The organism is Enterobacter hormaechei subsp. xiangfangensis, from assembly GCF_001729785.1.
Taxonomy (GTDB): domain Bacteria; phylum Pseudomonadota; class Gammaproteobacteria; order Enterobacterales; family Enterobacteriaceae; genus Enterobacter; species Enterobacter hormaechei_C.
In genome coordinates this window covers 3,183,935-3,205,038 of record NZ_CP017183.1, presented here as the reverse complement: position 1 = coordinate 3,205,038, position 21,104 = coordinate 3,183,935, and the positions used below count along the sequence as shown (strand labels likewise).

At 54.1% G+C, this 21,104-nt stretch carries 21 protein-coding genes; 15 read left to right on the top strand and 6 right to left on the bottom strand.

Translation table 11 applies throughout. From position 1 onward, the window contains the following. Window positions 1-70: 70 nt before the first annotated feature. The gene (gene yfcG / locus BFV63_RS15270) at window positions 71-700 is read right to left on the bottom strand and encodes a GSH-dependent disulfide bond oxidoreductase (protein ID WP_003861434.1); all 630 of its coding nucleotides are present in this window, start codon (window positions 698-700) and stop codon (window positions 71-73) included. A 140-nt stretch (window positions 701-840) separates the two neighbouring features. Between yfcG and yfcF the strand changes: the two genes are divergently transcribed. Genes yfcF through yfcD form a run of 3 tightly spaced genes read left to right on the top strand, consistent with a single transcriptional unit; the run spans window position 841 to window position 2,715 of the window. Further along, window positions 841-1,485: a glutathione transferase gene (gene yfcF, locus BFV63_RS15265; RefSeq protein WP_048240435.1), complete on the top strand. Its 645-nt coding sequence runs from the start codon at window positions 841-843 to the stop codon at window positions 1,483-1,485. 56 nt (window positions 1,486-1,541) lie between these two features. Further along, complete coding sequence (yfcE, locus tag BFV63_RS15260) at window positions 1,542-2,093, top strand: phosphodiesterase (RefSeq protein WP_017692997.1); 552 nt, start codon at window positions 1,542-1,544, stop codon at window positions 2,091-2,093. A gap of 55 nt (window positions 2,094-2,148) precedes the next feature. Beyond that, window positions 2,149-2,715: an NUDIX hydrolase YfcD gene (gene yfcD / locus BFV63_RS15255; RefSeq protein ID WP_003861439.1), complete on the top strand. Its 567-nt coding sequence runs from the start codon at window positions 2,149-2,151 to the stop codon at window positions 2,713-2,715. Window positions 2,716-2,718: 3 nt separating this feature from the next. Here yfcD and BFV63_RS15250 read toward each other — a convergent pair whose 3' ends face one another. Further along, window positions 2,719-3,738, bottom strand: a complete 1,020-nt coding sequence (locus BFV63_RS15250) for a LacI family DNA-binding transcriptional regulator (RefSeq protein ID WP_003861441.1) — start codon at window positions 3,736-3,738, stop codon at window positions 2,719-2,721. Between the two features lie 236 nt (window positions 3,739-3,974). Between BFV63_RS15250 and BFV63_RS15245 the strand changes: the two genes are divergently transcribed. The 5 genes from BFV63_RS15245 (at window position 3,975) to BFV63_RS15225 (ending at window position 7,956) form a co-directional block, all read left to right on the top strand. Beyond that, on the top strand, window positions 3,975-4,418 hold the full coding sequence (locus tag BFV63_RS15245) for a PTS sugar transporter subunit IIA (protein WP_022651541.1): 444 nt from the start codon (window positions 3,975-3,977) through the stop codon (window positions 4,416-4,418). Window positions 4,419-4,497: 79 nt separating this feature from the next. Beyond that, entirely contained in the window at window positions 4,498-4,770 is a 273-nt protein-coding gene (locus BFV63_RS15240; protein ID WP_048240437.1) for a PTS sugar transporter subunit IIB, read from the top strand. A gap of 21 nt (window positions 4,771-4,791) precedes the next feature. After that, complete coding sequence (locus BFV63_RS15235; protein WP_022651540.1) at window positions 4,792-6,183, top strand: PTS ascorbate transporter subunit IIC; 1,392 nt, start codon at window positions 4,792-4,794, stop codon at window positions 6,181-6,183. Continuing rightward, complete coding sequence (locus tag BFV63_RS15230) at window positions 6,180-7,010, top strand: transketolase (RefSeq protein WP_022651539.1); 831 nt, start codon at window positions 6,180-6,182, stop codon at window positions 7,008-7,010. Before BFV63_RS15235 ends, BFV63_RS15230 begins: the two co-directional genes overlap by 4 nt. After that, on the top strand, window positions 7,003-7,956 hold the full coding sequence (locus BFV63_RS15225) for a transketolase family protein (protein WP_069597563.1): 954 nt from the start codon (window positions 7,003-7,005) through the stop codon (window positions 7,954-7,956). Before BFV63_RS15230 ends, BFV63_RS15225 begins: the two co-directional genes overlap by 8 nt. A 107-nt stretch (window positions 7,957-8,063) precedes the next feature. Here the strand turns inward: BFV63_RS15225 and pta are convergent, their stop codons facing one another. Both pta and ackA read right to left on the bottom strand, forming a co-directional pair. Beyond that, window positions 8,064-10,205, bottom strand: a complete 2,142-nt coding sequence (pta, locus tag BFV63_RS15220) for a phosphate acetyltransferase (protein ID WP_022651538.1) — start codon at window positions 10,203-10,205, stop codon at window positions 8,064-8,066. Window positions 10,206-10,280: 75 nt separating this feature from the next. After that, window positions 10,281-11,483: an acetate kinase gene (gene ackA / locus BFV63_RS15215; RefSeq protein ID WP_015572267.1), complete on the bottom strand. Its 1,203-nt coding sequence runs from the start codon at window positions 11,481-11,483 to the stop codon at window positions 10,281-10,283. Between the two features lie 337 nt (window positions 11,484-11,820). Between ackA and yfbV the strand changes: the two genes are divergently transcribed. The 4 genes from yfbV (at window position 11,821) to BFV63_RS15195 (ending at window position 15,442) form a co-directional block, all read left to right on the top strand. After that, window positions 11,821-12,276, top strand: a complete 456-nt coding sequence (gene yfbV, locus BFV63_RS15210; protein ID WP_003861459.1) for a terminus macrodomain insulation protein YfbV — start codon at window positions 11,821-11,823, stop codon at window positions 12,274-12,276. Window positions 12,277-12,368: 92 nt separating this feature from the next. Then, window positions 12,369-12,863 (top strand): YfbU family protein, encoded by a 495-nt coding sequence (locus BFV63_RS15205; RefSeq protein WP_003861461.1) that lies wholly within the window; start codon window positions 12,369-12,371, stop codon window positions 12,861-12,863. Window positions 12,864-12,874: 11 nt separating this feature from the next. Further along, a complete protein-coding gene (locus tag BFV63_RS15200) occupies window positions 12,875-13,534 on the top strand; it encodes a sugar phosphatase (RefSeq protein WP_003861463.1) in 660 nt (219 codons plus the stop codon). Between the two features lie 75 nt (window positions 13,535-13,609). Continuing rightward, a complete protein-coding gene (locus BFV63_RS15195; protein WP_023314585.1) occupies window positions 13,610-15,442 on the top strand; it encodes an SLC13 family permease in 1,833 nt (610 codons plus the stop codon). A gap of 53 nt (window positions 15,443-15,495) precedes the next feature. Here the strand turns inward: BFV63_RS15195 and yfbR are convergent, their stop codons facing one another. Together yfbR and alaA are read right to left on the bottom strand one after the other, a co-directional pair. Next, window positions 15,496-16,095, bottom strand: a complete 600-nt coding sequence (gene yfbR / locus BFV63_RS15190) for a 5'-deoxynucleotidase (protein ID WP_003861468.1) — start codon at window positions 16,093-16,095, stop codon at window positions 15,496-15,498. A gap of 117 nt (window positions 16,096-16,212) precedes the next feature. Further along, complete coding sequence (gene alaA / locus BFV63_RS15185; protein ID WP_003861471.1) at window positions 16,213-17,427, bottom strand: alanine transaminase AlaA; 1,215 nt, start codon at window positions 17,425-17,427, stop codon at window positions 16,213-16,215. A gap of 937 nt (window positions 17,428-18,364) precedes the next feature. Between alaA and lrhA the strand changes: the two genes are divergently transcribed. From lrhA to nuoB, 3 genes are all read left to right on the top strand, one after another. After that, window positions 18,365-19,303, top strand: a complete 939-nt coding sequence (gene lrhA / locus BFV63_RS15180; protein WP_003861473.1) for a transcriptional regulator LrhA — start codon at window positions 18,365-18,367, stop codon at window positions 19,301-19,303. Window positions 19,304-19,934: 631 nt separating this feature from the next. Beyond that, on the top strand, window positions 19,935-20,375 hold the full coding sequence (gene nuoA / locus BFV63_RS15175) for an NADH-quinone oxidoreductase subunit NuoA (RefSeq protein ID WP_003861475.1): 441 nt from the start codon (window positions 19,935-19,937) through the stop codon (window positions 20,373-20,375). Window positions 20,376-20,390: 15 nt separating this feature from the next. After that, window positions 20,391-21,065, top strand: a complete 675-nt coding sequence (gene nuoB / locus BFV63_RS15170; protein ID WP_003861482.1) for an NADH-quinone oxidoreductase subunit NuoB — start codon at window positions 20,391-20,393, stop codon at window positions 21,063-21,065. Window positions 21,066-21,104 lie beyond the last annotated feature (39 nt).

Sequence of the window (21,104 nt, the reverse complement as noted above, 5' to 3'; positions counted from 1 at the left end):
GTCTTCTCCGTGTCAGTATTTTCACCTCATCATACATGAGGAGAACACCTGCACCCAACGGGGCGCAGGATCAAATCTGATGGATTTTTTGCATGGCGCGTTCGGTGGCCGGGCGGGTCCGGATGCGCTCAAACCAGTTGTTCACCGCCGGATAAGTGGCCAGGTCGATCCGGTGGCGTTCATGGGTGTTGATCCACGGCCAGCAGGCGATATCTGCGATGCTGTAATGCTCACCTCCCAGCCACGGTGATTTTTCCAGCCGACGGTTCAGTACCCCGTACAGGCGCTGGGTTTCGACCTGATATCGCTCAATGGCGTAAGGGATCGTCTGCGGCGCATAGGCCGTAAAGTGGTGATTCTGCCCCAGCATCGGCCCGAGGCCGCTCGACTGCCAGAATAACCATTGCAGCGTGTGATGACGCTCGCGTAACTCACCGCTCAGGAGCTTGCCGGTTTTCTCTGCCAGATAGAGCAAAATCTCTCCGGACTCAAACAGGCTTAACGGTTTGCCGCCGTCAGAGGGCAGGTTATCAATGATGGCCGGAATTTTATTGTTGGGCGAGATGGCCAGAAAAACGGGGCGGAACTGGTCGCCTTTACTGATATCCACGCGAATGATCCGGTAGTCCACTTCGGCTTCTTCAAGAAAGAGTGTGATCTTATGGCCATTAGGGGTGGGGGCATAATAGAGATCTATCATTCTCAACTCCTGTCAGTGCGAATAGTGTTGCCATGAAAAATCAGTATAGGTGCTTGTTGTAAATCGTGAGTTTTCATCAAGTGACAGCGAGGCAAAGAGATTATATGTTGAGTGAAAACCGATCAGCCGAAGAGGATGTTATGAGCCAGCCTGTAATAACGTTGTGGTCCGATGCGAACTTTTTTTCTCCTTATGTCATGAGCGTTTATGTGGCGCTGGCAGAAAAGGGGCTTACTTTTACTCTGAAAACCGTTGACCTGGACAGCGGCGAACACCTGAAGCCTCAGTGGCAGGGCTACGCGCTCACTCGCCGAGTCCCTGTGCTGGAGATCGACGGTTTTGAGTTGAGTGAATCTTCGGCGATTGACGAGTACCTTGAGGACCGATTTGCCCCGCCTGAGTGGGAACGCATCTATCCTCACGATCTGCAAAAGCGCGCCCGCGCCCGCCAGATCCAGGCGTGGCTGCGTAGCGACCTGGTGCCGATTCGCACAGAACGCTCCACGGACGTGGTGTTCGCTGGCGTCAACAAGCCCGCCCTCAGTGAGGAAGGCTTATCCAGCGCCCGGAAGCTGATTGAAACTGCGTCATCGCTGCTGGCGCAGGGTAACCCCAACCTGTTTGGCGAGTGGTGTATTGCCGACACCGATCTGGCGCTGATGCTCAATCGCCTGATCCTCAACGGGGATGACGTCCCACAACTGCTGGTGGATTACGCCACATTCCAGTGGCAACGCGCGTCGGTACAGCGCTATCTGGCACTCTCTGCTAAGCGCGCGGGCTGATAAGACGGGACGCTTGAGGTATGATAGGGGCAGTCTGTATTCCCGAGGAGTAACTGATGAAACTGATGTTTGCGTCGGATATTCATGGATCGCTGCCCGCGACCGAACGCGTGCTTTCTCTGTTCGCCCAAAGCGGGGCGCAGTGGCTGGTGATCCTGGGCGATGTGTTAAACCACGGCCCACGCAATGCGTTGCCGGAAGGCTATGCTCCCGCGCAGGTGGCGGAAAAACTTAATCATTTTGCCTCGCGCATTATCGCCGTTCGCGGCAACTGTGACAGTGAAGTTGACCAGATGCTGCTGCATTTTCCCATTACCGCTCCCTGGCAACAGGTGTTGATGGAAAACAGCCGTTTGTTCCTGACCCACGGGCACCTGTTCGGCCCGGATAACCTGCCGTCACTCGCCGCTGGCGATGTCCTGGTTTATGGTCATACTCATATTCCGGTGGCGGAAAAGCGCGGGGCGTTTTATCACTTTAACCCCGGGTCTGTCAGCATTCCTAAAGGCGGCAACCCGGCAAGCTACGGCATGTATGAAGACGGGACATTAAGCGTTATCGCACTTAATGATCAGCAAGTTATTGCGCAGATAGCGATTAATCCGTAAGTTACACCACAACTGCAAACGCGCCGAAAGAGCGCTTAGACGAGAAGGTTTCCCGATGGTGGAGCAGAATCATTTGGCAAGTACTGAATGGGTTGACATTGTCAGCGAAGAAAATGAAGTGATCGCGCAGGCCAGCCGCGAACAAATGCGTGCGGAGCGTCTGCGTCACCGCGCGACGTACATCGTTGTTCATGACGGCATGGGCAAGATTCTGGTCCAGCGTCGCACCGACACCAAAGATTTTCTTCCTGGTATGCTGGATGCCACAGCGGGTGGCGTCGTGCAGGCCGATGAAGTGCTGCTGGATTCCGCGCGTCGTGAAGCGGAAGAAGAGTTAGGTATCGCTGGCGTGCCGTTTGCCGAGCACGGGCAGTTTTATTTCGAAGATGAGCATTGCCGCGTCTGGGGCGGGCTGTTTAGCTGCGTTTCCCACGGTCCGTTCGCCTTGCAGGAAGAGGAAGTGAGCGAAGTCAGCTGGATGACGCCGGAAGAGATCACCGCGCGTTGCGACGAATTCACGCCGGATTCCCTTAAAGCACTGGCGCTGTGGATGACCCGCAACGCCAAAAACGAATCCGCTAAACCGGAAAATAAGGCGGAAAAAGAGGAAGAGGCTGAGTAAGCCTTAACAGCTTTCCCGCAGACACAGGCTGGACGCGATGGGTTTATGGTCGCGCCAGTCTCCGTCATTAAGACGTTCCAGTAACGCTTTCCCGGCTTCAATCCCAATCTTGCGATGCGGTACTGCCATCGTCGTCAGCGGCGGCTGACAGACGCGGCTGACGTCGCTGTCGCCAAAACCTACGACCGCTAAATCGTCCGGCACCTTGATGCGCCGACGCTGGCACTCATATAGCGCGCCGCAGGCCAGTTCATCTGATACGCACACCAGCGCATCCAGCTCCGGCCACGCCAGCAGGAACTCTGGCAATTGTGCCGCGCCGGTGGAGAAGTTCGGCGGCATGGCGGCATTAATCACTCTGTTCGGCGCCAGGTGGTGGCGCAGCATCGCCTTGTACCAGCCCTGCAAATGCTGCTGAAAAATCCACTGTTCCTGGTTAGCGCACAGCAGGCCGATATTCTGGTAGCCGCGCTGAATCACCATCTCGGTAAGTTCATACATGGCGGCGACGTTATCAATCCCGATATTCATATCAATCGGATCGGCACGCATTGCACCCATTTCCATCACCGGGATAGAGGCGTTTTTTAGCCAGTGTCGCACGGTATCGGAGTGCTCGACGCTGAGCAGTATCGCCGCGGCGATGTTCGAGGCCAACAGCGTTTCAAGCAGTTTCTCTTCCTGTTCAAGACGATGCTGAGATTCCGCCAGCATGATCTGATATCCGGCTGGCTGGAGCACCTGCTGTAGCCCGGCGAACATCTCGGAACAGCCAGCTTCGGAAAGATTGGGTACAACCATCGCAATCGTCCATGACGATGCCGATGCCAGTGCGCTGGCGGCAAGATTGGGCATGTATCCCAGCTCCTGCACCGCGGCTTCAATTTTTTCACGCAGTTTATCGGAAACCTGTTCGGGCGTGCGGAGGGCACGGGAAACAGTCATCGTGCCTACGCCGGCAAGCTGCGCGACATCCGCGAGCGTTACTTTTCCGGTACTGCGCCGTTTTCGGGTTAAAGACATACATCTTCCTGCTGACAGGACGCGATTCAGTTTCATCCTTCATTTTACGTGACAGGCAGTATACGCCTTAAATCCCTTTTTTTGCTGTGATTTCGCACCATGATAGTAATTTGATAGCGCTATCACAGTTCTGCATGTTAGTTGTTGATAGCGCTATCTTTGTGATCGCGATCGCAGTCATTAATTGATGGGTTGAATAGAGTTTGCCCATGTCTGGTCTTTAGCGGGAGTGAAAAATGCTCAAAAAATGGATATATGATACAACCATCATCCTACAGGATAGCGTTGAAAGCTGGCCCCAGGCGCTGGAACTGTGCGCGAAACCGCTGCTGGATTTGCAGGTCATTGCGCCGGAATATGTCACGGCTATCATCGAGCAGCATCACACGTTAGGTCCCTACTATGTGCTGGCTCCAGGGCTGGCAATGCCCCATGCGCGACCGGAAGAAGGGGCGAAAGGACTTGGCCTGTCATTATTAAAACTGAAACAGGGTGTCTCTTTTGGTGCCGGTGAGTTTGACCCCGTCGATGTGATTGTGATGCTGGCGGCGCCGGACAAGCATAGCCATATCGAAATGATCTCAGCCTTAGCGGAATTATTTTCCAGCGACGAAGATATGGCTGAATTACATCGGGCGAATACGCTGGAGGAGATAAAAACCATCATCGATCGCTTCTGATTTAATTATTTAATCCGATTCATCTCAACATTACGCGTCAGCGTGATGGGGCGTACTCTACTCAAAAAAGGGGATAACAATGAAAATCATGGCTATTTGCGGCTCCGGCCTGGGCAGCAGTTTTATGGTCGAAATGAATATTAAAAAGGTGCTCAAAAAAATGGAAATTGAGGCCGAGGTTGAACACTCCGATCTCTCCTCGGCTACGCCGGGCGCGGCGGACCTGTTTGTAATGGCGAAAGACATTGCCGCAAGCGCCAGCGTGCCGGAAAGCCAGCTGGTGGTGATCAACAATATCATCGATATTAACGAACTCGAAGCGCAGTTGCGCGCCTGGTTCGAAAGACAATAATCCTGATAAGGCGAGGTGGATATGTTTATCCTTGAAACGCTGAACTTCGTTGTTGATATTTTAAAAGTCCCTTCAGTGCTGGTCGGTTTAATTGCCCTGATTGGTCTTGTGGCGCAGAAAAAAGCCTTTTCGGATGTGGTAAAAGGCACAATTAAAACCATTCTCGGCTTTATTGTACTGGGCGGCGGCGCAACCGTGCTGGTGGGCTCATTAAATCCGCTCGGCGGTATGTTTGAGCACGCCTTTAATATTCAGGGCATTATTCCCAACAATGAAGCTATTGTGTCGATTGCCCTGGAAAAATATGGCGCTTCCACCGCGCTCATTATGGCCTTCGGGATGGTGGCGAATATTATTGTTGCGCGCTTTACCCGCCTGAAATACATCTTCCTCACCGGGCATCACACCTTCTACATGGCATGCATGATTGGCGTGATCCTGACGGTTGCAGGCTTCGAGGGGGTCGGGCTGGTCTTTACCGGCTCGTTGATCCTCGGCCTGATTATGGCCTTCTTCCCGGCGATTGCGCAGCGCTATATGAAGCGTATTACCGGCAACGATGAGATCGCCTTCGGTCATTTCGGCACGCTGGGCTACGTGCTGTCCGGCTGGATTGGCAGCAAGGTCGGTAAAGGTTCGCGCTCCACCGAAGAGATGAACCTGCCGAAGAACCTTAGCTTCCTGCGTGACAGTTCAATCTCCATCTCCCTGACCATGATGATTATCTACCTGATCATGGCGGTGAGCGCCGGACGTGAGTACGTGGAGGCCACCTTCAGCGGCGGCCAAAACTACCTGGTGTACGCCATCATTATGGCCATCACCTTCGCGGCAGGCGTGTTCATCATCTTGCAGGGCGTGCGCCTGATTCTGGCGGAAATCGTCCCGGCCTTTACTGGCTTCTCGGAAAAACTGGTGCCCAATGCGCGGCCTGCGCTGGACTGCCCGGTAGTCTACCCGTATGCGCCAAACGCGGTGCTGATTGGCTTCCTGTTTAGTTTCCTCGGCGGGATTGTGGGCTTGTTCATCTGCGGTCAGTTTAGCTGGGTGCTGATCCTGCCGGGCGTCGTGCCGCATTTCTTCACCGGTGCAACGGCGGGCGTGTTTGGTAACGCCACCGGTGGACGCCGCGGGGCAATGATTGGCGCCTTTGCTAACGGCCTGCTGATCACCTTCCTCCCGGTCCTGCTGCTGCCTGTTCTGGGCGCAATTGGCTTTGCGAATACGACCTTCTCGGACGCTGATTTTGGTGCGGTCGGGATTGTGCTGGGCAACCTGGCGCGCTTCCTGTCGCCGTTTGCCATCACCGGACTGGTTGTTGTGTTGTTCGCGCTGCTGGTGGCCTACAACGTCTTCGCTAAAAACAAACCTGCCAGCGGTAACGCGCAGGAAAACCCCGGAGCCAAATCATGAATGAGAATGAAATAACCGAACTGGCGCGTCAGATTCGCCTTGAGACGCTGAAATCCCTTACGCAGCTGGGTTTTGGGCACTACGGCGGCAGCATGTCAGTCGTTGAAACGCTGGCGGTGCTGTACGGCGCGGTGATGAAAATTGACCCGGCCGATCCGGACTGGCCAGAGCGCGATTACTTTGTGCTGTCGAAAGGCCATGCGGGCCCGGCGCTGTACAGTACGCTGGCGATTAAGGGCTACTTCCCGATTGACGAGCTGAGCACGCTGAACCAGAACGGGACGCGTCTGCCAAGTCACCCGGATCGCCTGAAAACACGCGGCGTGGATGCCACCACCGGATCACTGGGGCAGGGGATCTCCATTGCTGGCGGCATGGCGCTGTCGCACAAGCTGGCAGGAAGGCCAAACCGGGTGTTCTGCATCGTCGGTGACGGGGAGCTGAACGAAGGACAGTGCTGGGAAGCCTTCCAGTTTATTGCTCACCATCGACTGAACAACCTGACGGTATTCGTGGACTGGAACAAACAGCAGCTCGACGGCGAGCTGGACGAAATCATCAGCGCCTTCGACCTGGAAGGCAAATTCCGCGCCTTTGGTTTTGACGTGGTAACGGTGAAAGGGGATGACATTCCGGCGCTGCTGGAGGTGACCGCGCCGATCCCTGCGGCCGATGCGCGTCCGCGGGTGGTGATCCTCGACAGCATCAAAGGGCAGGGGGTGCCATACCTGGAACAGCTCAGCAACTCGCATCACCTGCGATTAACTGAGGAGAGCAAAGCGGCGCTCAACGAGACGATTCGCCAACTGGAGGCTTCACATGATTAAGGTTGCACCGACAGGACAGAAAGATGCCGTTGAGATGCGTAAGGTCTACGCGGGTTTTGTGGCAAAACAGATTGAGGCCGGGAGCGAGATTATTGCGCTCGAAGCGGATCTGATGAGTTCGATGGCGATGGACGGCGTAGCGCGTGATTATCCACAGCACGTCATCAACTGCGGCATTATGGAGGCTAACGTGATTGGGACGGCCGCCGGGCTGTCGCTCACCGGACGTAAGCCGTTCGTCCATACCTTTACCGCCTTTGCCAGCCGTCGCTGCTTCGACCAGCTGTTTATGTCCCTGGACTACCAGCGCAATAACGTGAAGGTGATTGCCTCGGATGCGGGCGTGACGGCCTGCCACAACGGCGGGACGCATATGTCGTTCGAGGACATGGGCATCGTGCGCGGTCTGGCGCATTCAGTGGTGCTGGAGGTGACCGATGCGGTGATGTTCGAAGATGTGCTGCGTCAGCTTATCGACCTGGAAGGCTTCTACTGGGTGAGGACCATCCGTAAACAGGCCCCGAGCGTGTATGCCCCGGGGTCAACCTTCACCATCGGCAAGGGCAACGTGCTGCGCGAGGGAACCGATATTACCTTGATTGCTAACGGCATTATGGTGGCGGAAGCGCTGGAGGCGGCGCGCCAGCTGGAGCAGGAGGGGGTAAGCGCAGCGGTCATCGACATGTTTACCCTGAAGCCTATCGATCGGATGCTGGTGAAAAACTATGCCGAGAAAACCGGGCGTATTGTGACCTGCGAAAACCACAGCATTCACAACGGGCTGGGGTCGGCGGTGGCGGAAGTGCTGGTGGAAGCTTGTCCGGTGCCCCTGCGTCGGGTGGGGGTGAAGGAACGATATGGTCAGGTGGGCACGCAGGACTTCTTGCAAAAGGAGTATGGCCTGACGGCACATGACATTGTGTCGGCGGCGCGGGAGCTGTTGTAATAAAAAAAGGCGACCGTGTGGTCGCCTTTTTGTTGCCCGGTGGCGCTGGCGCTTACCGGGCCTACGGTCCTGTAGGCCGGATAAGCGAAGCGCCATCCGGCAAAACATTACTGCTGCTGCGAAGACTGGATCGCCGTCAGCGCGATGGTGTAGACGATATCGTCTACCAGCGCACCACGGGACAGGTCGTTCACAGGTTTGCGCATGCCTTGCAGCATTGGCCCGATGGAGATCAGGTCTGCTGAACGCTGTACCGCTTTATAGGTGGTGTTACCGGTGTTCAGATCCGGGAAGATGAACACGGTAGCGCGACCTGCAACCGGCGAGTTTGGCGCTTTGGATTTCGCCACGTCAGCCATTACCGCGGCATCGTACTGGAGCGGGCCGTCGATCATCAGATCCGGACGTTTTTCCTGCGCAATGCGGGTCGCTTCACGGACTTTCTCTACGTCACTGCCTGCACCAGAGGTACCGGTGGAGTATGAGAGCATCGCGACGCGCGGTTCGATACCGAAGGCAATCGCGGAGTCCGCAGACTGGATAGCGATTTCTGCCAGCTGCTCTGCGGTTGGATCCGGGTTGATCGCGCAGTCGCCGTAAACATAAACCTGTTCAGGCAGCAGCATGAAGAACACGGAGGAGACCAGAGAGCTGCCCGGTGCGGTTTTGATCAACTGCAACGGTGGACGGATGGTGTTCGCGGTGGTGTGAACCGCACCGGAAACCAGACCGTCAACTTCGTCCTGCTCCAGCATCAGCGTACCCAGCACGACGTTGTCTTCCAGCTGCTCGCGCGCAACGGCTTCGGTCATGCCCTTGTTCTTACGCAGTTCAACCAGGCGAGCAACGTAGCTTTCGCGAACCACTTCCGGGTCAACGATCTCAATGCCAGCGCCCAGCTCAACGCCCTGAGACGCCGCAACGCGGTTGATCTCATCCGGGTTACCCAGCAGCACACAGGTCGCGATACCGCGTTCTGCACAGATGGCTGCCGCTTTAACGGTACGTGGTTCGTCGCCTTCTGGCAGAACCACGCGTTTGCCCGCTTTACGCGCCAGCTCGGTCAGCTGGTAACGGAAGGCTGGAGGAGACAGACGACGGCTGCGCTCGGAGGTCGCAGTCAGGGATTCGATCCAGTCCGCATTGATGTAGCCCGCAACGTATTCCTGAACTTTCTCGATACGCTCGTGGTCATCAACCGGCACTTCGAGGTTGAAGCTTTGCAGGCTCAGGGAGGTCTGCCAGGTGTTGGTGTTCACCATGAAGACTGGCAGGCCAGTGGCGAACGCACGCTCGCACAGCTTGCTGATACGCGCGTCCATTTCATAGCCGCCGGTCAGCAGAATTGCACCGATTTCCACGCCGTTCATTGCAGCCAGGCACGCTGCAACCAGCACGTCTGGACGGTCAGCAGAGGTCACCAGCAGTGAACCTGCGCGGAAGTGTTCCAGCATGTGTGGAATGCTACGTGCGCAGAAGGTTACGGACTTCACGCGGCGGGTGTTGATATCGCCTTCGTTGATCACGGTGGCGTTCAGGTGACGCGCCATATCGATTGCACGGGTGGCAATCAGATCGAAGCTCCATGGCACCGCGCCCAGAACAGGCAGCGGGCTGGAATCCTGCAACTTAGCCGGGTCAACTTTGATGACTTTCGCTTTGGAGGAGTCGTCAAAAATTTCGGACAGGTCAGGACGCGTACGGCCCTGCTCATCTACTGGCGCGTTCAGCTTGTTAACAATCACGCCGGTGATGCTGGTGTTTTTCGCACCGCCGAAGCTGCTGCGCGTCAGTTCGATACGCTCTTTCAGCTGCTCTGGGGTATCCGTGCCCTGAGACATCACAAAAACGATCTCTGCGTTCAGGGTTTTCGCGATTTCAAAGTTCAGAGACTGGGCAAACTGGTGTTTACGGGTCGGGACCAGGCCTTCAACCAGCACCACTTCCGCGTCCTGCGCGTTTGCGTGGTAGTTGGCAATGATCTCTTCCATCAGCACGTCTTTCTGGTTGCTGGAGAGCAGAGATTCAACGTGGCTCATCTTCAACGGTTCAGCCGCTGGCAGATTGGAGTTCTTGCGAACGATGGTGGTGGTCTGGTCTGGCGCATCGCCACCGGCACGTGGCTGGGCGATAGGCTTAAAGACGCTCAGACGAACGCCTTTGCGTTCCATAGCGCGGATCACGCCGAGGCTGACGCTGGTCAGGCCGACGCTGGTTCCGGTAGGGATCAGCATAATAGTACGGGACACGGTTTATCCTCTTTCGTTACCGCCGCGTTGGGCGGGTTACAAAACAGCACCGCCAGCATTGCTGGCGGTGTGGAATCAGGCAGTCAGGCGGTGTGCGTCTTGCGCGATGACCAGCTCTTCGTTAGTTGGAATAACGATAGCAGGGCGGGTGCCTTCTTTGTTGATGAAGCCAGACTTGCCGAAGCGGGCAGCCAGGTTACGCTCATGATCAACTTCGAAGCCCAGAACGCCCAGTTTGCCCAGGGACAGTTCACGTACCATTGCCGCGTTCTCACCGATACCACCGGTGAAGATAACAGCATCCAGACGGCCTTCCATCAGCGCGGTGTAAGAACCGATGTACTTCGCCAGGCGGTGGCAATAAACGTCCATTGCACGTTTAGCGTCAGCTTTTTCTGCGTAGTTGTCTTCAACGTAACGGCAGTCGCTGGTGACCTCGGTCAGGCCCAGCAGGCCAGACTCTTTGGTCAGCATTTTGTTGATGTCGTCAACGCTCATGCCCAGGGTGTCGTGCAGGTGGAAGATGATCGCCGGGTCGATATCACCGGAACGGGTACCCATCACCAGACCTTCCAGCGGGGTCAGACCCATAGAGGTGTCAACACACTTACCGTTGCGGATAGCGGAAACAGAACCACCGTTGCCCAGGTGGCAGGTGATAATGTTGACTTCTTCAACCGGCTTGTTCAGCACTTTTGCGGCTTCCTGAGTCACATAGAAGTGGCTGGTACCGTGAGCGCCGTAACGACGGACGCCGTGCTCTTTGTACAGGCTGTATGGCAGGGCATAGAGGTAAGACTCTTCCGGCATGGTCTGATGGAACGCAGTATCAAACACGGCCACGTTTTTGTCTTTCAGACTCGGGAAGGATTTCAGTGCTTCAGCGATACCGATCAGGTGAGCCGGGTTATGCAGCGGTGCGAAAGACGCAGAGTCTTTGATACCCTGAATCACGGAGTCGTCGATTACCACGGAACTGGTGTATTTTTCGCCGCCGTGGACGATACGGTGACCAATTGCGGTCAGCTGAGCAGACAGTTCTGGTTTTTGTGCCAGAATAGTGTTAACGATAAAGTTCAGCGCTTCACTGTGAGCGGCGCCTGCACCTAAAGCCGCTTCTTGTTTGCTGCCGTCCATCTTCCACTTGATACGTGCTTCAGGCAGATGGAAACATTCGGCCAAACCAGAGAGGTACTCGTCACCGTTGAGCGCATCGATGATGGCGAATTTCAGTGAGGAGCTACCGCAGTTCAGAACCAGTACTAACTTACTCGACATGGAAGTACCTATTATTGATACGTGGCTAAAAAAACGTCAGTGAGTCTAAAAGCGTAACGCATGCTGACCCAGACATTTATGATTAACATCATGCCAAACGAACATTCTGGCAGGATGAAAGAAATACCTATGATTTTAAGCCATTTTGAACATTTTTCAGACAATGGCATAATATGCGATAATTTGACGAGTTAACGCTTATCGTCTACGGCCCTATCAGGCTGGCACAGGATACCCGATACGGGGTAGCGATGACAAAATATTTTGAACGTTGTCATAGCCTGTTGTGGTTTTGCACGAAAATTTTAATTTTTATATGTGAAGTTGAGGTACAGCCATGTCGACACCCGAAATCCCGTCCGTGAACTTTTTTAGTCTGTTTCGTCGGGGACAGCATTACGCAAAGACATGGCCGATGGAAAAGCGCCTCGCGCCCATGTTTATTGAAAATCGCACTATTCGCGCCACGCGCTATGCGATTCGCTTTATGCCCCCGATTGCCGTTTTTACCCTGTGCTGGCAGATAGCGTTAGGTGGGCAGCTTGGCCCTGCCGTCGCGACGGCGCTCTTTGCGTTAAGCCTGCCGATGCAGGGGCTATGGTGGTTAGGTAAACGTTCCGTCACGCCACTTCCGCCTTCTATTTTACACTGGTTTTATGAAGTGCGTGGAAAACTGGAAGAGGCTGGCCAGGCGCTGGCACCGGTTGAAGGTAAGCCGGACTATCAGGCGCTGGCGGATACCCTCAAGCGTGCGTTTAAACAGCTTGATAAAACATTCCTCGATGACTTGTGATTGATCATCGAAACGACGACCAAAAGAAGGCACAGTAACAATCAGTTACCGTGTCTTTTTTTTACAGTGCAATGCGCTACAGGAGTCGAAAGATGGAAATGACCCATGCTCAACGTCTGATTTTGTCTAACCAGTACAAGATGATGACTATGCTTGATCCCGATAACGCTGCGCGCTACAGCCGCCTGCAAACCATTGTTGAACGTGGTTTTGGCTTGCAGATGCGCGAACTGGATCGCGAATTTGGCGAACTGAAAGAGGAAACCTGCCGTATCGTTATCGACATCATGGAGATGTACCATGCGCTGCATGTGTCCTGGACCAATCTGAAGGACCAGCAGACCATTGACGAGCGCCGCGTGACGTTCCTGGGCTTTGATGCTGCGACGGAAGCGCGCTATCTGAGCTATGTACGCTTTATGGTGAATACCGAAGGGCGCTACACCCATTTTGATGCGGGTACGCACGGCTTCAACGCCCAGACCCCGATGTGGGATAAGTATCAACGTATGCTGAGCGCGTGGCACGCCTGTCCGCGCCAGTACCATTTAAGCAGCAACGAAATTCAACAAATCATTAATGCCTGACGGAGGTGCGTGTGCAGTGTAAAGGTTTTCTGTTTGATCTGGACGGTACGCTGGTGGATTCGCTGCCGGTGGTGGAGCGCTCGTGGTGCCACTGGGCCGACCGGCACGGCATTGACCATCAGGACGTACTGAATTTCATCCATGGCAAACAGGCCATTACCTCATTGCGGCACTTCCTTGCGGGACGTTCTGAGGAAGAGATTCAGGCGGAGTTCCGCTATCTTGAGCAGATTGAAGCTACCGATACCGAGGGTATCACCGCGCTGCCCGGTGCGCGCGAACTGCTTGAGCACCTGAATGAAGCGCAGATCCCGTGGGCTATCGTCACCTCCGGCTCGGTTCCCGTCGCGCATGCACGCCATAAGGCGGCAGGTTTGCCGACGCCGGACGTCTTCATTACCGCTGAGCGCGTGAAGCGCGGCAAGCCTGAACCGGATGCGTTCCTGCTCGGCGCTGAACTGCTCGGCCTTGCGCCAGCAGAGTGCGTGGTGGTGGAAGACGCGGCGGCAGGCGTGCTGGCCGGGCTGAACGCCGGCAGCCACGTCATTGCCGTTAACGTCCCGGCGGGTTCCCCCCGGCTGGAGGAGGCGGATTTCGTGCTTAACACCCTGACCGCCATCGACGTCTCGAAGGCGTCAGACGGAGTTGTAACCGTCTCGCTAAAAATGTAATCCCATGATATAGCCCCGCATTACCGGGGCTTTTTTATGGCAGAATTGCTTCTCCTCCACTGACAAGGACATGTTGTGAACGGTGAACTGATTTGGGTCCTGAGCCTGCTGTTAATCGCCATCATTCTTTTTGCCACGGGCAAGGTGCGCATGGATGCCGTCGCCCTGTTTGTGATTGTCGCATTCGTTCTGAGCGGTACCCTTTCCCTGCCGGAAGCCTTTTCCGGGTTTAGCGATCCCAACGTTATTTTGATTGCCGCTCTGTTTATTATTGGCGACGGGCTGGTACGCACCGGCGTGGCGACGATGATGGGGTCGTGGCTGGTGAAAGTGGCGGGCAGCAGCGAAACCAAAATGCTGATTTACCTGATGCTGACGGTCGCCGGGCTGGGCGCGTTTATGAGCTCTACGGGCGTCGTGGCCATCTTTATTCCGGTCGTGCTGAGCGTCTGCATGAGGATGCAGATCTCCCCTTCGCGGCTGATGATGCCGTTGAGCTTCGCCGGGCTCATCAGCGGCATGATGACGCTGGTCGCGACGCCGCCGAACCTCGTCGTGAACAGCGAACTGATCCGTGAGGGGCTTGAGGGGTTTAGCTTTTTCAGCGTTACGCCGATCGGGCTGGTGGTACTGGTGATGGGCATTATCTATATGCTATTGACCCGTTTTGCGCTGAAAGGGGAGAAGCAGGATAAAGCCAAAGAGGGCTGGAAGCGGCGCTCTTTCCGCGATCTGATTAAAGAGTATCGTCTGACCGGGCGTGCCCGACGTCTGGCTATCCGCCCGGGGTCGCCTATGGTGGGGCAGAGGCTGGATGACCTTAAGCTACGCGAACGCTATGGCGCGAACGTCATCGGGGTTGAGCGCTGGCGTCGTTTTCGTCGGGTGATCGTTAACGTGAACGGGGTGTCAGAGTTTCGCGCGCGTGACGTCCTGCTGATTGATATGTCCACCGCAGACGTGGATCTGCGGGAGTTTTGTAGTGAGCAGCTGCTGGAGCCGATGGTCCTGCGCGGCGAGTATTTCTCTGACCAGGCGCTGGATGTGGGAATGGCCGAGGTGTCGCTGATCCCGGAATCGGAGTTATTGGGCAAAACCGTGCGTGAAATCGGCTTTCGTACCCGCTATGGCCTCAACGTGGTAGGCCTGAAGCGCGATGGCGTAGCCCTTGAAGGGGCGGTGGTGGATGAGCCGATCCTGCTGGGGGATATCTTCCTCGTGGTCGGCAACTGGAAACTGATTAGCCAGCTCGGGCAGAAAGGCCGCGATTTTGTGGTGCTAAATATGCCGATTGAAGAGAGCGATGCATCACCGGCGCACAGCCAGGCGCCCCATGCAATTTTTTGCCTGGTATTGATGGTTGCCCTGATGCTGACGGACGAGATCCCTAACCCGGTGGCGGCAATAATCGCCTGTCTGTTAATGGGCAAATTCCGCTGTATCGACGCCGAAAGCGCTTACAAAGCGATTCACTGGCCGAGCATCATTCTCATCGTCGGGATGATGCCCTTCGCCCTGGCGCTACAGAAAACCGGCGGGGTGGATTTGATCGTAAAAGGCTTAATGGACGCGGGCGGGGGATATGGTCCGTACCTGATGATGGTTTGCCTGTTCGTCATGTGCGCCACCATTGGTTTGTTCATCTCCAATACCGCAACGGCGGTGCTGATGGCGCCCATTGCGCTGGCGATGGCAAAATCGATGGGCGTTTCGCCGTATCCGTTTGCGATGATGGTTGCGATGGCGGCGTCCGCGGCATTTATGACGCCGGTCTCTTCCCCGGTCAATACGCTGGTGCTGGGGCCCGGGAATTATAGGTTCAGTGATTTCGTGAAGCTGGGTGTGCCGTTCACCGTGCTGGTAATGCTGGTATGCGTGGTGTTAATTCCGGTGTTATTCCCGTTTTAGCGTGAGTGCAGAAACGTAGGCCGGGTAAGGCGGAGCCGCCACCCGGCAAAAAACTACAGCGGCGAATCCTGGCTAATCTCATCCAGTGACAAATGGAAGCTCGGCACAAACACGCGCATAAAGTAGTCCATCTCTTCGCTGCGACGAGATTCCAGCGTTTTTTCCAGACGCGTTTTTGCCAGTAAAAATTCGTTATTCCCGGCGGACAGCTCTTCCAGACACTTCAGGTAGGCGCACAGCGCATCGGCCTGCTTAACCAGGGATTTCTCCTCTTCCGTATACTGATGCTCGTCGATGAGCGGCCCGAAGATATCGCGCAGCTCTTCAGGCACCATGTCGATCAGCTTCTGCTGGGCAATCTTCTCAATAGCTTTATATTCCTGGGCAATCTGCGAGTTGAAATATTTCACCGGCGTAGGCAGATCGCCGGTCAGCACTTCCGATGCATCGTGGTACATCGCCAGCAGGGCGATACGTTCGGCATTCACCTGCCCGTTGAATTTGCGGTTTTTAATCGCGGCCAGCGCGTGCGCGACCATGGCAACCTGTAAACTGTGCTCAGACACATTTTCAGTGCGCACGTTGCGCATCAGCGGCCAGCGGTTGATGAGTTTCAGGCGGGAGAGGTGGGCAAAGAAATGACTCTGACTCATAGGTTACCTTATGTCTTCACTGCGACAGACTTCATTGTGCGGGGAGGAGAGGGAAGATGCAAATTTGCGGATGTTGCAGGCCGGGTAAGCGCAGCGCTACCCGGCGGATAGTCAGCGCTACTGATGGTACCCGGAGAGGAAGCGCCCGAAGCGGCTGATGGCCATTTCGAGATCGTCTTCGCGCGGCAGGGTGACGATACGCACGTGATCCGGCCACGGCCAGTTAAACGCCGTACCCTGAACCAGCAGCACTTTTTCCTGCAACAGGAAGTCAAGCACCATTTTCTGGTCGTCGTGAATATTAAAGCGCTTCGCGTCGATTTTCGGGAACATGTACAGCGCGCCGTTAGGCTTCACGCAGGAGACGCCCGGAATATCATTAATCAATTCCCATGCACGGTTGCGCTGTTCATACAGGCGGCCGCCTGGAACGATAAACTCGCTGATGCTTTGATAGCCGCCGAGTGCTGTCTGGATCGCATGTTGCGCCGGTACGTTGGCGCACAGACGCATGGATGCCAGCATCTCCAGCCCTTCAATGTAGCCTTTCGCATGTTTTTTCGGACCGTTCAGTACCATCCAGCCCTGACGGAAACCGGCAACGCGGTAAGTTTTAGACAGTCCGTTAAAGGTGACCGTTAGCAGATCGGGTGCCAGCGCGGCGATAGAGTGGTGCTGCGCCGCGTCGTACAGGATCTTGTCGTAAATCTCGTCGGCAAAGATGATCAGGTTGTGCTGGCGGGCGATCTCGACGATCTCCATCAGCAGCTCTTTTGAATAGACCGCGCCCGTCGGGTTATTCGGGTTAATGATCACGATACCCCGGGTGCGCGGGGTAATTTTGGCGCGAATATCATCCAGATCCGGGAACCAGTCAGAGGATTCGTCGCACAGGTAGTGCACCGCTTTACCGCTGGACAGGGACACCGCAGCCGTCCACAGCGGATAATCTGGGGCAGGAACCAGCATTTCATCGCCGCTGTTCAGGAGCGCCTGCATCGCCTGAACGATCAGTTCCGAGACACCGTTGCCAATGTAGATATCTTCAACGGTGACGTCGCGCATACCGCGAGCCTGATAGTGCTGCATGATGGCTTTACGGGCGGAGTAAAGCCCTTTTGAATCGCAGTAGCCTTGTGCAGTGGGCAGGTTACGGATCACATCCACCAGGATCTCATCCGGCGCTTCAAAACCAAATGGCGCGGGGTTGCCGATGTTGAGTTTCAGAACCTTATTGCCTTCCTCTTCAAGGCGTTTTGCCTCTTTGAGTACCGGGCCACGGATGTCGTAACAGACGTTGTCGAGCTTGCTGGATTTTTCGATAGGGGACATGAACCTTTAACCTTTTCGCTATTATTGCAACTTCCTGCCGTGGAAGTGTGCACGGAACAATGTACTCCCCCCGCGCTTCGTTTTGAAGGGCGCACAGAAGAAGATTTCGTTCCACCGGGGAATGTCGCTGTGATCGCTTACTCTAACGAGGTAGTGATTTTGTGCCTGAATTTATCGTAATAAAGGTTATTAATGGGTTTTTTATGCTAAAATTTGCATGTAACTATGAATTTTATTCTGGTGTAAATAAAAAGACGATTCGGGCTGATGCATTAGTCCCCCTGAGTGATCATTCGTAAAACCTGAATGCTGAGATACCGATTGCCATATTAGCAAAGCCAGGCTAAAAGTTACTCATGTGAAATTAATGTTAAGGGTTATTAATGAATGGCCTGAATCTAAATTAAACTTTATTTATTATTAACGACGAAAATGCAACTTTCGTTAATTTTAATAAAAAGAGTGTAGTTGCTTATCATTGGCGGTAACTCCTTAATATTGCAATAAGACTTATAAATATAGTGGATTTGGGTTAAGATGTGTTTCGGGAATGCAGCATAGCGATAGGCCTGTTACGTATATCGGCTTCTGCTTTTCTGTATTAATCGATTGTTATTGTTAAAGTTATCTCTGGCTGATTGGGTAAGTCACATCTTGCTACGCTGGCAACGCTGCGATATAGATGGCAGAAAACATGTCTTACTCTTTATGGTATTTACATCGACCTGCAAACAACGAAATATCCTGGACGCAAGAGAATAAAAATAACGTCATGAAACGTGATTTCTGACTGGTGATATACCGCAGTACAATAACTATCTGTCAGGCAGTCTGCCGGGCCGGGATGCGAGGGAAACTCTTCAGAAGGAATTGCTTAACTGTTACACACAGCTTCAACCCGGGCAGCTCCGCACGAGCAACCTGAAAGTGAAAAGATATGATAAATGCAAATCGTCCGATAATGAATCTCGACCTCGATCTGCTGAGAACGTTTGTTGCGGTCGCCGATCTCAACACTTTTGCAGCAGCTGCTGCCGCCGTTTGCCGTACCCAGTCCGCCGTGAGTCAGCAAATGCAGCGGCTGGAACAACTGGTTGGTAAAGAGCTTTTTGCGCGTCATGGACGTAATAAGCTTTTAACAGAACATGGTATTCAGCTTCTGGGTTATGCCAGAAAGATACTGCGCTTTAATGATGAAGCCTGTATGTCATTAATGTTTAGCAACCTTCAGGGAGTGTTAACATTAGGGGCGTCAGATGAATCAGCAGATACCATTTTACCCTTCCTTCTCAACCGAATTAGCTCGGTTTATCCGAAGCTTGCCCTGGACGTTAGCGTTAAACGCAATGCCTTCATGGTTGAGATGCTGACAGAAAACGAGGTTGACCTGGTGGTCACCACGCATCGACCTGGCCAGTTTGACAGCCTGACGCTGCGTACTTCTCCAACGCACTGGTACTGTGCCGCGGAGTATGTATTGCAGAAAGGTGAGCCGATACCCCTGGTCCTGCTGGATGATCCCAGTCCGTTCCGCGATATGGTGCTGGCAGCACTCAACGAAGCCAGTATTCCATGGCGCCTGGCGTACGTGGCGTCAACCTTGCCGGCAGTGCGAGCGGCGGTGAAGGCTGGGCTTGGCGTAACGGCCCGTCCGGTGGAAATGATGAGCCCCGATCTGCGTGTGCTGGGTCAATCCGAGGGACTCCCGTCGTTGCCGGATACGGAGTACCTGCTGTGCCATAACGCCGCCAGCAACAACGAGCTGGCAAAAGTGGTATTCGAGGCAATGGAAAACTACCACAATCCATGGCAGTACGCGGCTGTTACTCCCGAAGGAGGGGATGACTCCCTGATCGTGGAAGGGGATTTTGAGTGATCATTCCCTCAAAATTCTCGTAACAAAATGTAAGTGCAAAAAAGAGCCACTCGCATGATTTTTTCCTGCGAGTGGTTTTTTTTGCTATTCATAACCGCGGGCGGAACAGGGATAAAGCAAATACTGCTTATTTATCAATGCAGAAAATGCTTTTGATTAAGATGTAAACAAGACCTGTTCTAACTTACCTCATACCCCACCGATGTTAAAAAAACAGGAAATATGTTGCTGTTTTTTTGATTGAATTAACAAAAGCGTGTCTCAGATCAAGAAAATACTCCCATTTGGGGGGAGGAATCGTTGGCAAATCCTGTCAAAATAGGAGGGTTATTTTTTTTACTTCCAAAACGGACACGATTCAACAAGATGCATTTGACGGAAAGTCATGTACCCACCAGGGTTAAAGGGCACCAAATGTTAATGAGAATCGCACGTTGTAATTTAATGTGAAGAAACCTTTGTTAAAGTTGACAAAAGGTTATAGAAAGGAGTAAAAAACCCCATCATTTTGCTGTCTATGTCTCATTTCTGACAGTTAGTGTAAGGTTATTTTGTTCCTCCCCATGAATCGATGTGATGCCCATCTGCCAGCAAGAGCAGTGTCGTCGGTATCACTTTTGATGAGTAAGCAATGAGTATGTCAACATCCACAGAAGTCATCGCTCATCACTGGGCATTCGCAATCTTTCTTATTGTAGCCATTGGCCTGTGCTGCCTGATGTTAGTCGGCGGCTGGTTCCTGGGCGGTCGCGCCCGCGCAAGGCACAAAAACACACCTTTCGAATCAGGTATTGATTCAGTAGGTACCGCTCGCTTACGCCTGTCTGCCAAGTTTTACCTGGTAGCCATGTTCTTCGTCATTTTTGACGTGGAAGCGCTTTACCTCTTCGCGTGGTCTACCTCCATTCGCGAAAGTGGTTGGGTGGGCTTTGTCGAGGCCGCAATTTTCATTTTAGTGTTACTGGCCGGTCTGGTTTATCTGGTGCGTATCGGCGCGCTGGACTGGACACCTGTGCGTTCACGCCGTGAACACATCAACCCGGAAAACAGTATCTCTAATCGTCAGCAGTAACAGCGAGGCAATAAGATGGATTATACGCTCACCCGCATAGATCCTAACGGTGAGAATGACCGTTACCCCCTGCAAAAACAGGAGATCGTAACCGACCCCCTGGAGCAAGAAGTCAACAAAAGCGTGTACATGGGCAAGCTCGAACATGCCATGCACGACATGGTCAACTGGGGTCGTAAGAACTCCATCTGGCCATACAACTTTGGCCTTTCTTGCTGCTACGTTGAAATGGTGACGTCATTCACTGCGGTGCATGACGTTGCGCGTTTTGGGGCCGAGGTACTGCGTGCTTCTCCGCGTCAGGCTGACCTGATGGTGGTGGCAGGGACCTGCTTTACCAAGATGGCACCGGTTATTCAGCGTCTTTATGACCAGATGCTGGAGCCAAAATGGGTTATCTCCATGGGCGCATGTGCAAACTCCGGCGGTATGTACGACATTTATTCCGTTGTGCAGGGCGTTGATAAGTTCATTCCGGTGGATGTGTACATCCCGGGTTGCCCGCCGCGTCCAGAGGCCTATATGCAGGCGCTGATGCTGCTCCAGGAGTCAATTGGTAAAGAACGACGCCCGCTTTCATGGGTTGTTGGCGATCAGGGTGTCTATCGCGCGAACATGCAGTCTGAGCGCGAGCGTAAACGTGGTGAACGTATTGCCGTCACCAACCTGCGTACGCCTGACGAAATTTAATTTGCGCCTGTGGGCCTGGAGAACACCTTCGCATATCAC

Coding starts and splice junctions, on each gene's coding strand:
- BFV63_RS15230 (WP_022651539.1), top strand. CDS start 6,180: ATGAATGAGAATGAAATAACCGAACTGGCGCGTCAGATTCGCCTTGAG.
- lrhA (WP_003861473.1), top strand. CDS start 18,365: ATGATAAATGCAAATCGTCCGATAATGAATCTCGACCTCGATCTGCTG.
- BFV63_RS15205 (WP_003861461.1), top strand. CDS start 12,369: ATGGAAATGACCCATGCTCAACGTCTGATTTTGTCTAACCAGTACAAG.
- yfcF (WP_048240435.1), top strand. CDS start 841: ATGAGCCAGCCTGTAATAACGTTGTGGTCCGATGCGAACTTTTTTTCT.
- ackA (WP_015572267.1), bottom strand. CDS start 11,483: ATGTCGAGTAAGTTAGTACTGGTTCTGAACTGCGGTAGCTCCTCACTG.
- yfbV (WP_003861459.1), top strand. CDS start 11,821: ATGTCGACACCCGAAATCCCGTCCGTGAACTTTTTTAGTCTGTTTCGT.
- BFV63_RS15250 (WP_003861441.1), bottom strand. CDS start 3,738: ATGTCTTTAACCCGAAAACGGCGCAGTACCGGAAAAGTAACGCTCGCG.
- yfcD (WP_003861439.1), top strand. CDS start 2,149: ATGGTGGAGCAGAATCATTTGGCAAGTACTGAATGGGTTGACATTGTC.
- yfcE (WP_017692997.1), top strand. CDS start 1,542: ATGAAACTGATGTTTGCGTCGGATATTCATGGATCGCTGCCCGCGACC.
- BFV63_RS15245 (WP_022651541.1), top strand. CDS start 3,975: ATGCTCAAAAAATGGATATATGATACAACCATCATCCTACAGGATAGC.
- yfbR (WP_003861468.1), bottom strand. CDS start 16,095: ATGAGTCAGAGTCATTTCTTTGCCCACCTCTCCCGCCTGAAACTCATC.
- nuoB (WP_003861482.1), top strand. CDS start 20,391: ATGGATTATACGCTCACCCGCATAGATCCTAACGGTGAGAATGACCGT.
- yfcG (WP_003861434.1), bottom strand. CDS start 700: ATGATAGATCTCTATTATGCCCCCACCCCTAATGGCCATAAGATCACA.
- BFV63_RS15225 (WP_069597563.1), top strand. CDS start 7,003: ATGATTAAGGTTGCACCGACAGGACAGAAAGATGCCGTTGAGATGCGT.
- alaA (WP_003861471.1), bottom strand. CDS start 17,427: ATGTCCCCTATCGAAAAATCCAGCAAGCTCGACAACGTCTGTTACGAC.
- nuoA (WP_003861475.1), top strand. CDS start 19,935: ATGAGTATGTCAACATCCACAGAAGTCATCGCTCATCACTGGGCATTC.
- BFV63_RS15240 (WP_048240437.1), top strand. CDS start 4,498: ATGAAAATCATGGCTATTTGCGGCTCCGGCCTGGGCAGCAGTTTTATG.
- BFV63_RS15235 (WP_022651540.1), top strand. CDS start 4,792: ATGTTTATCCTTGAAACGCTGAACTTCGTTGTTGATATTTTAAAAGTC.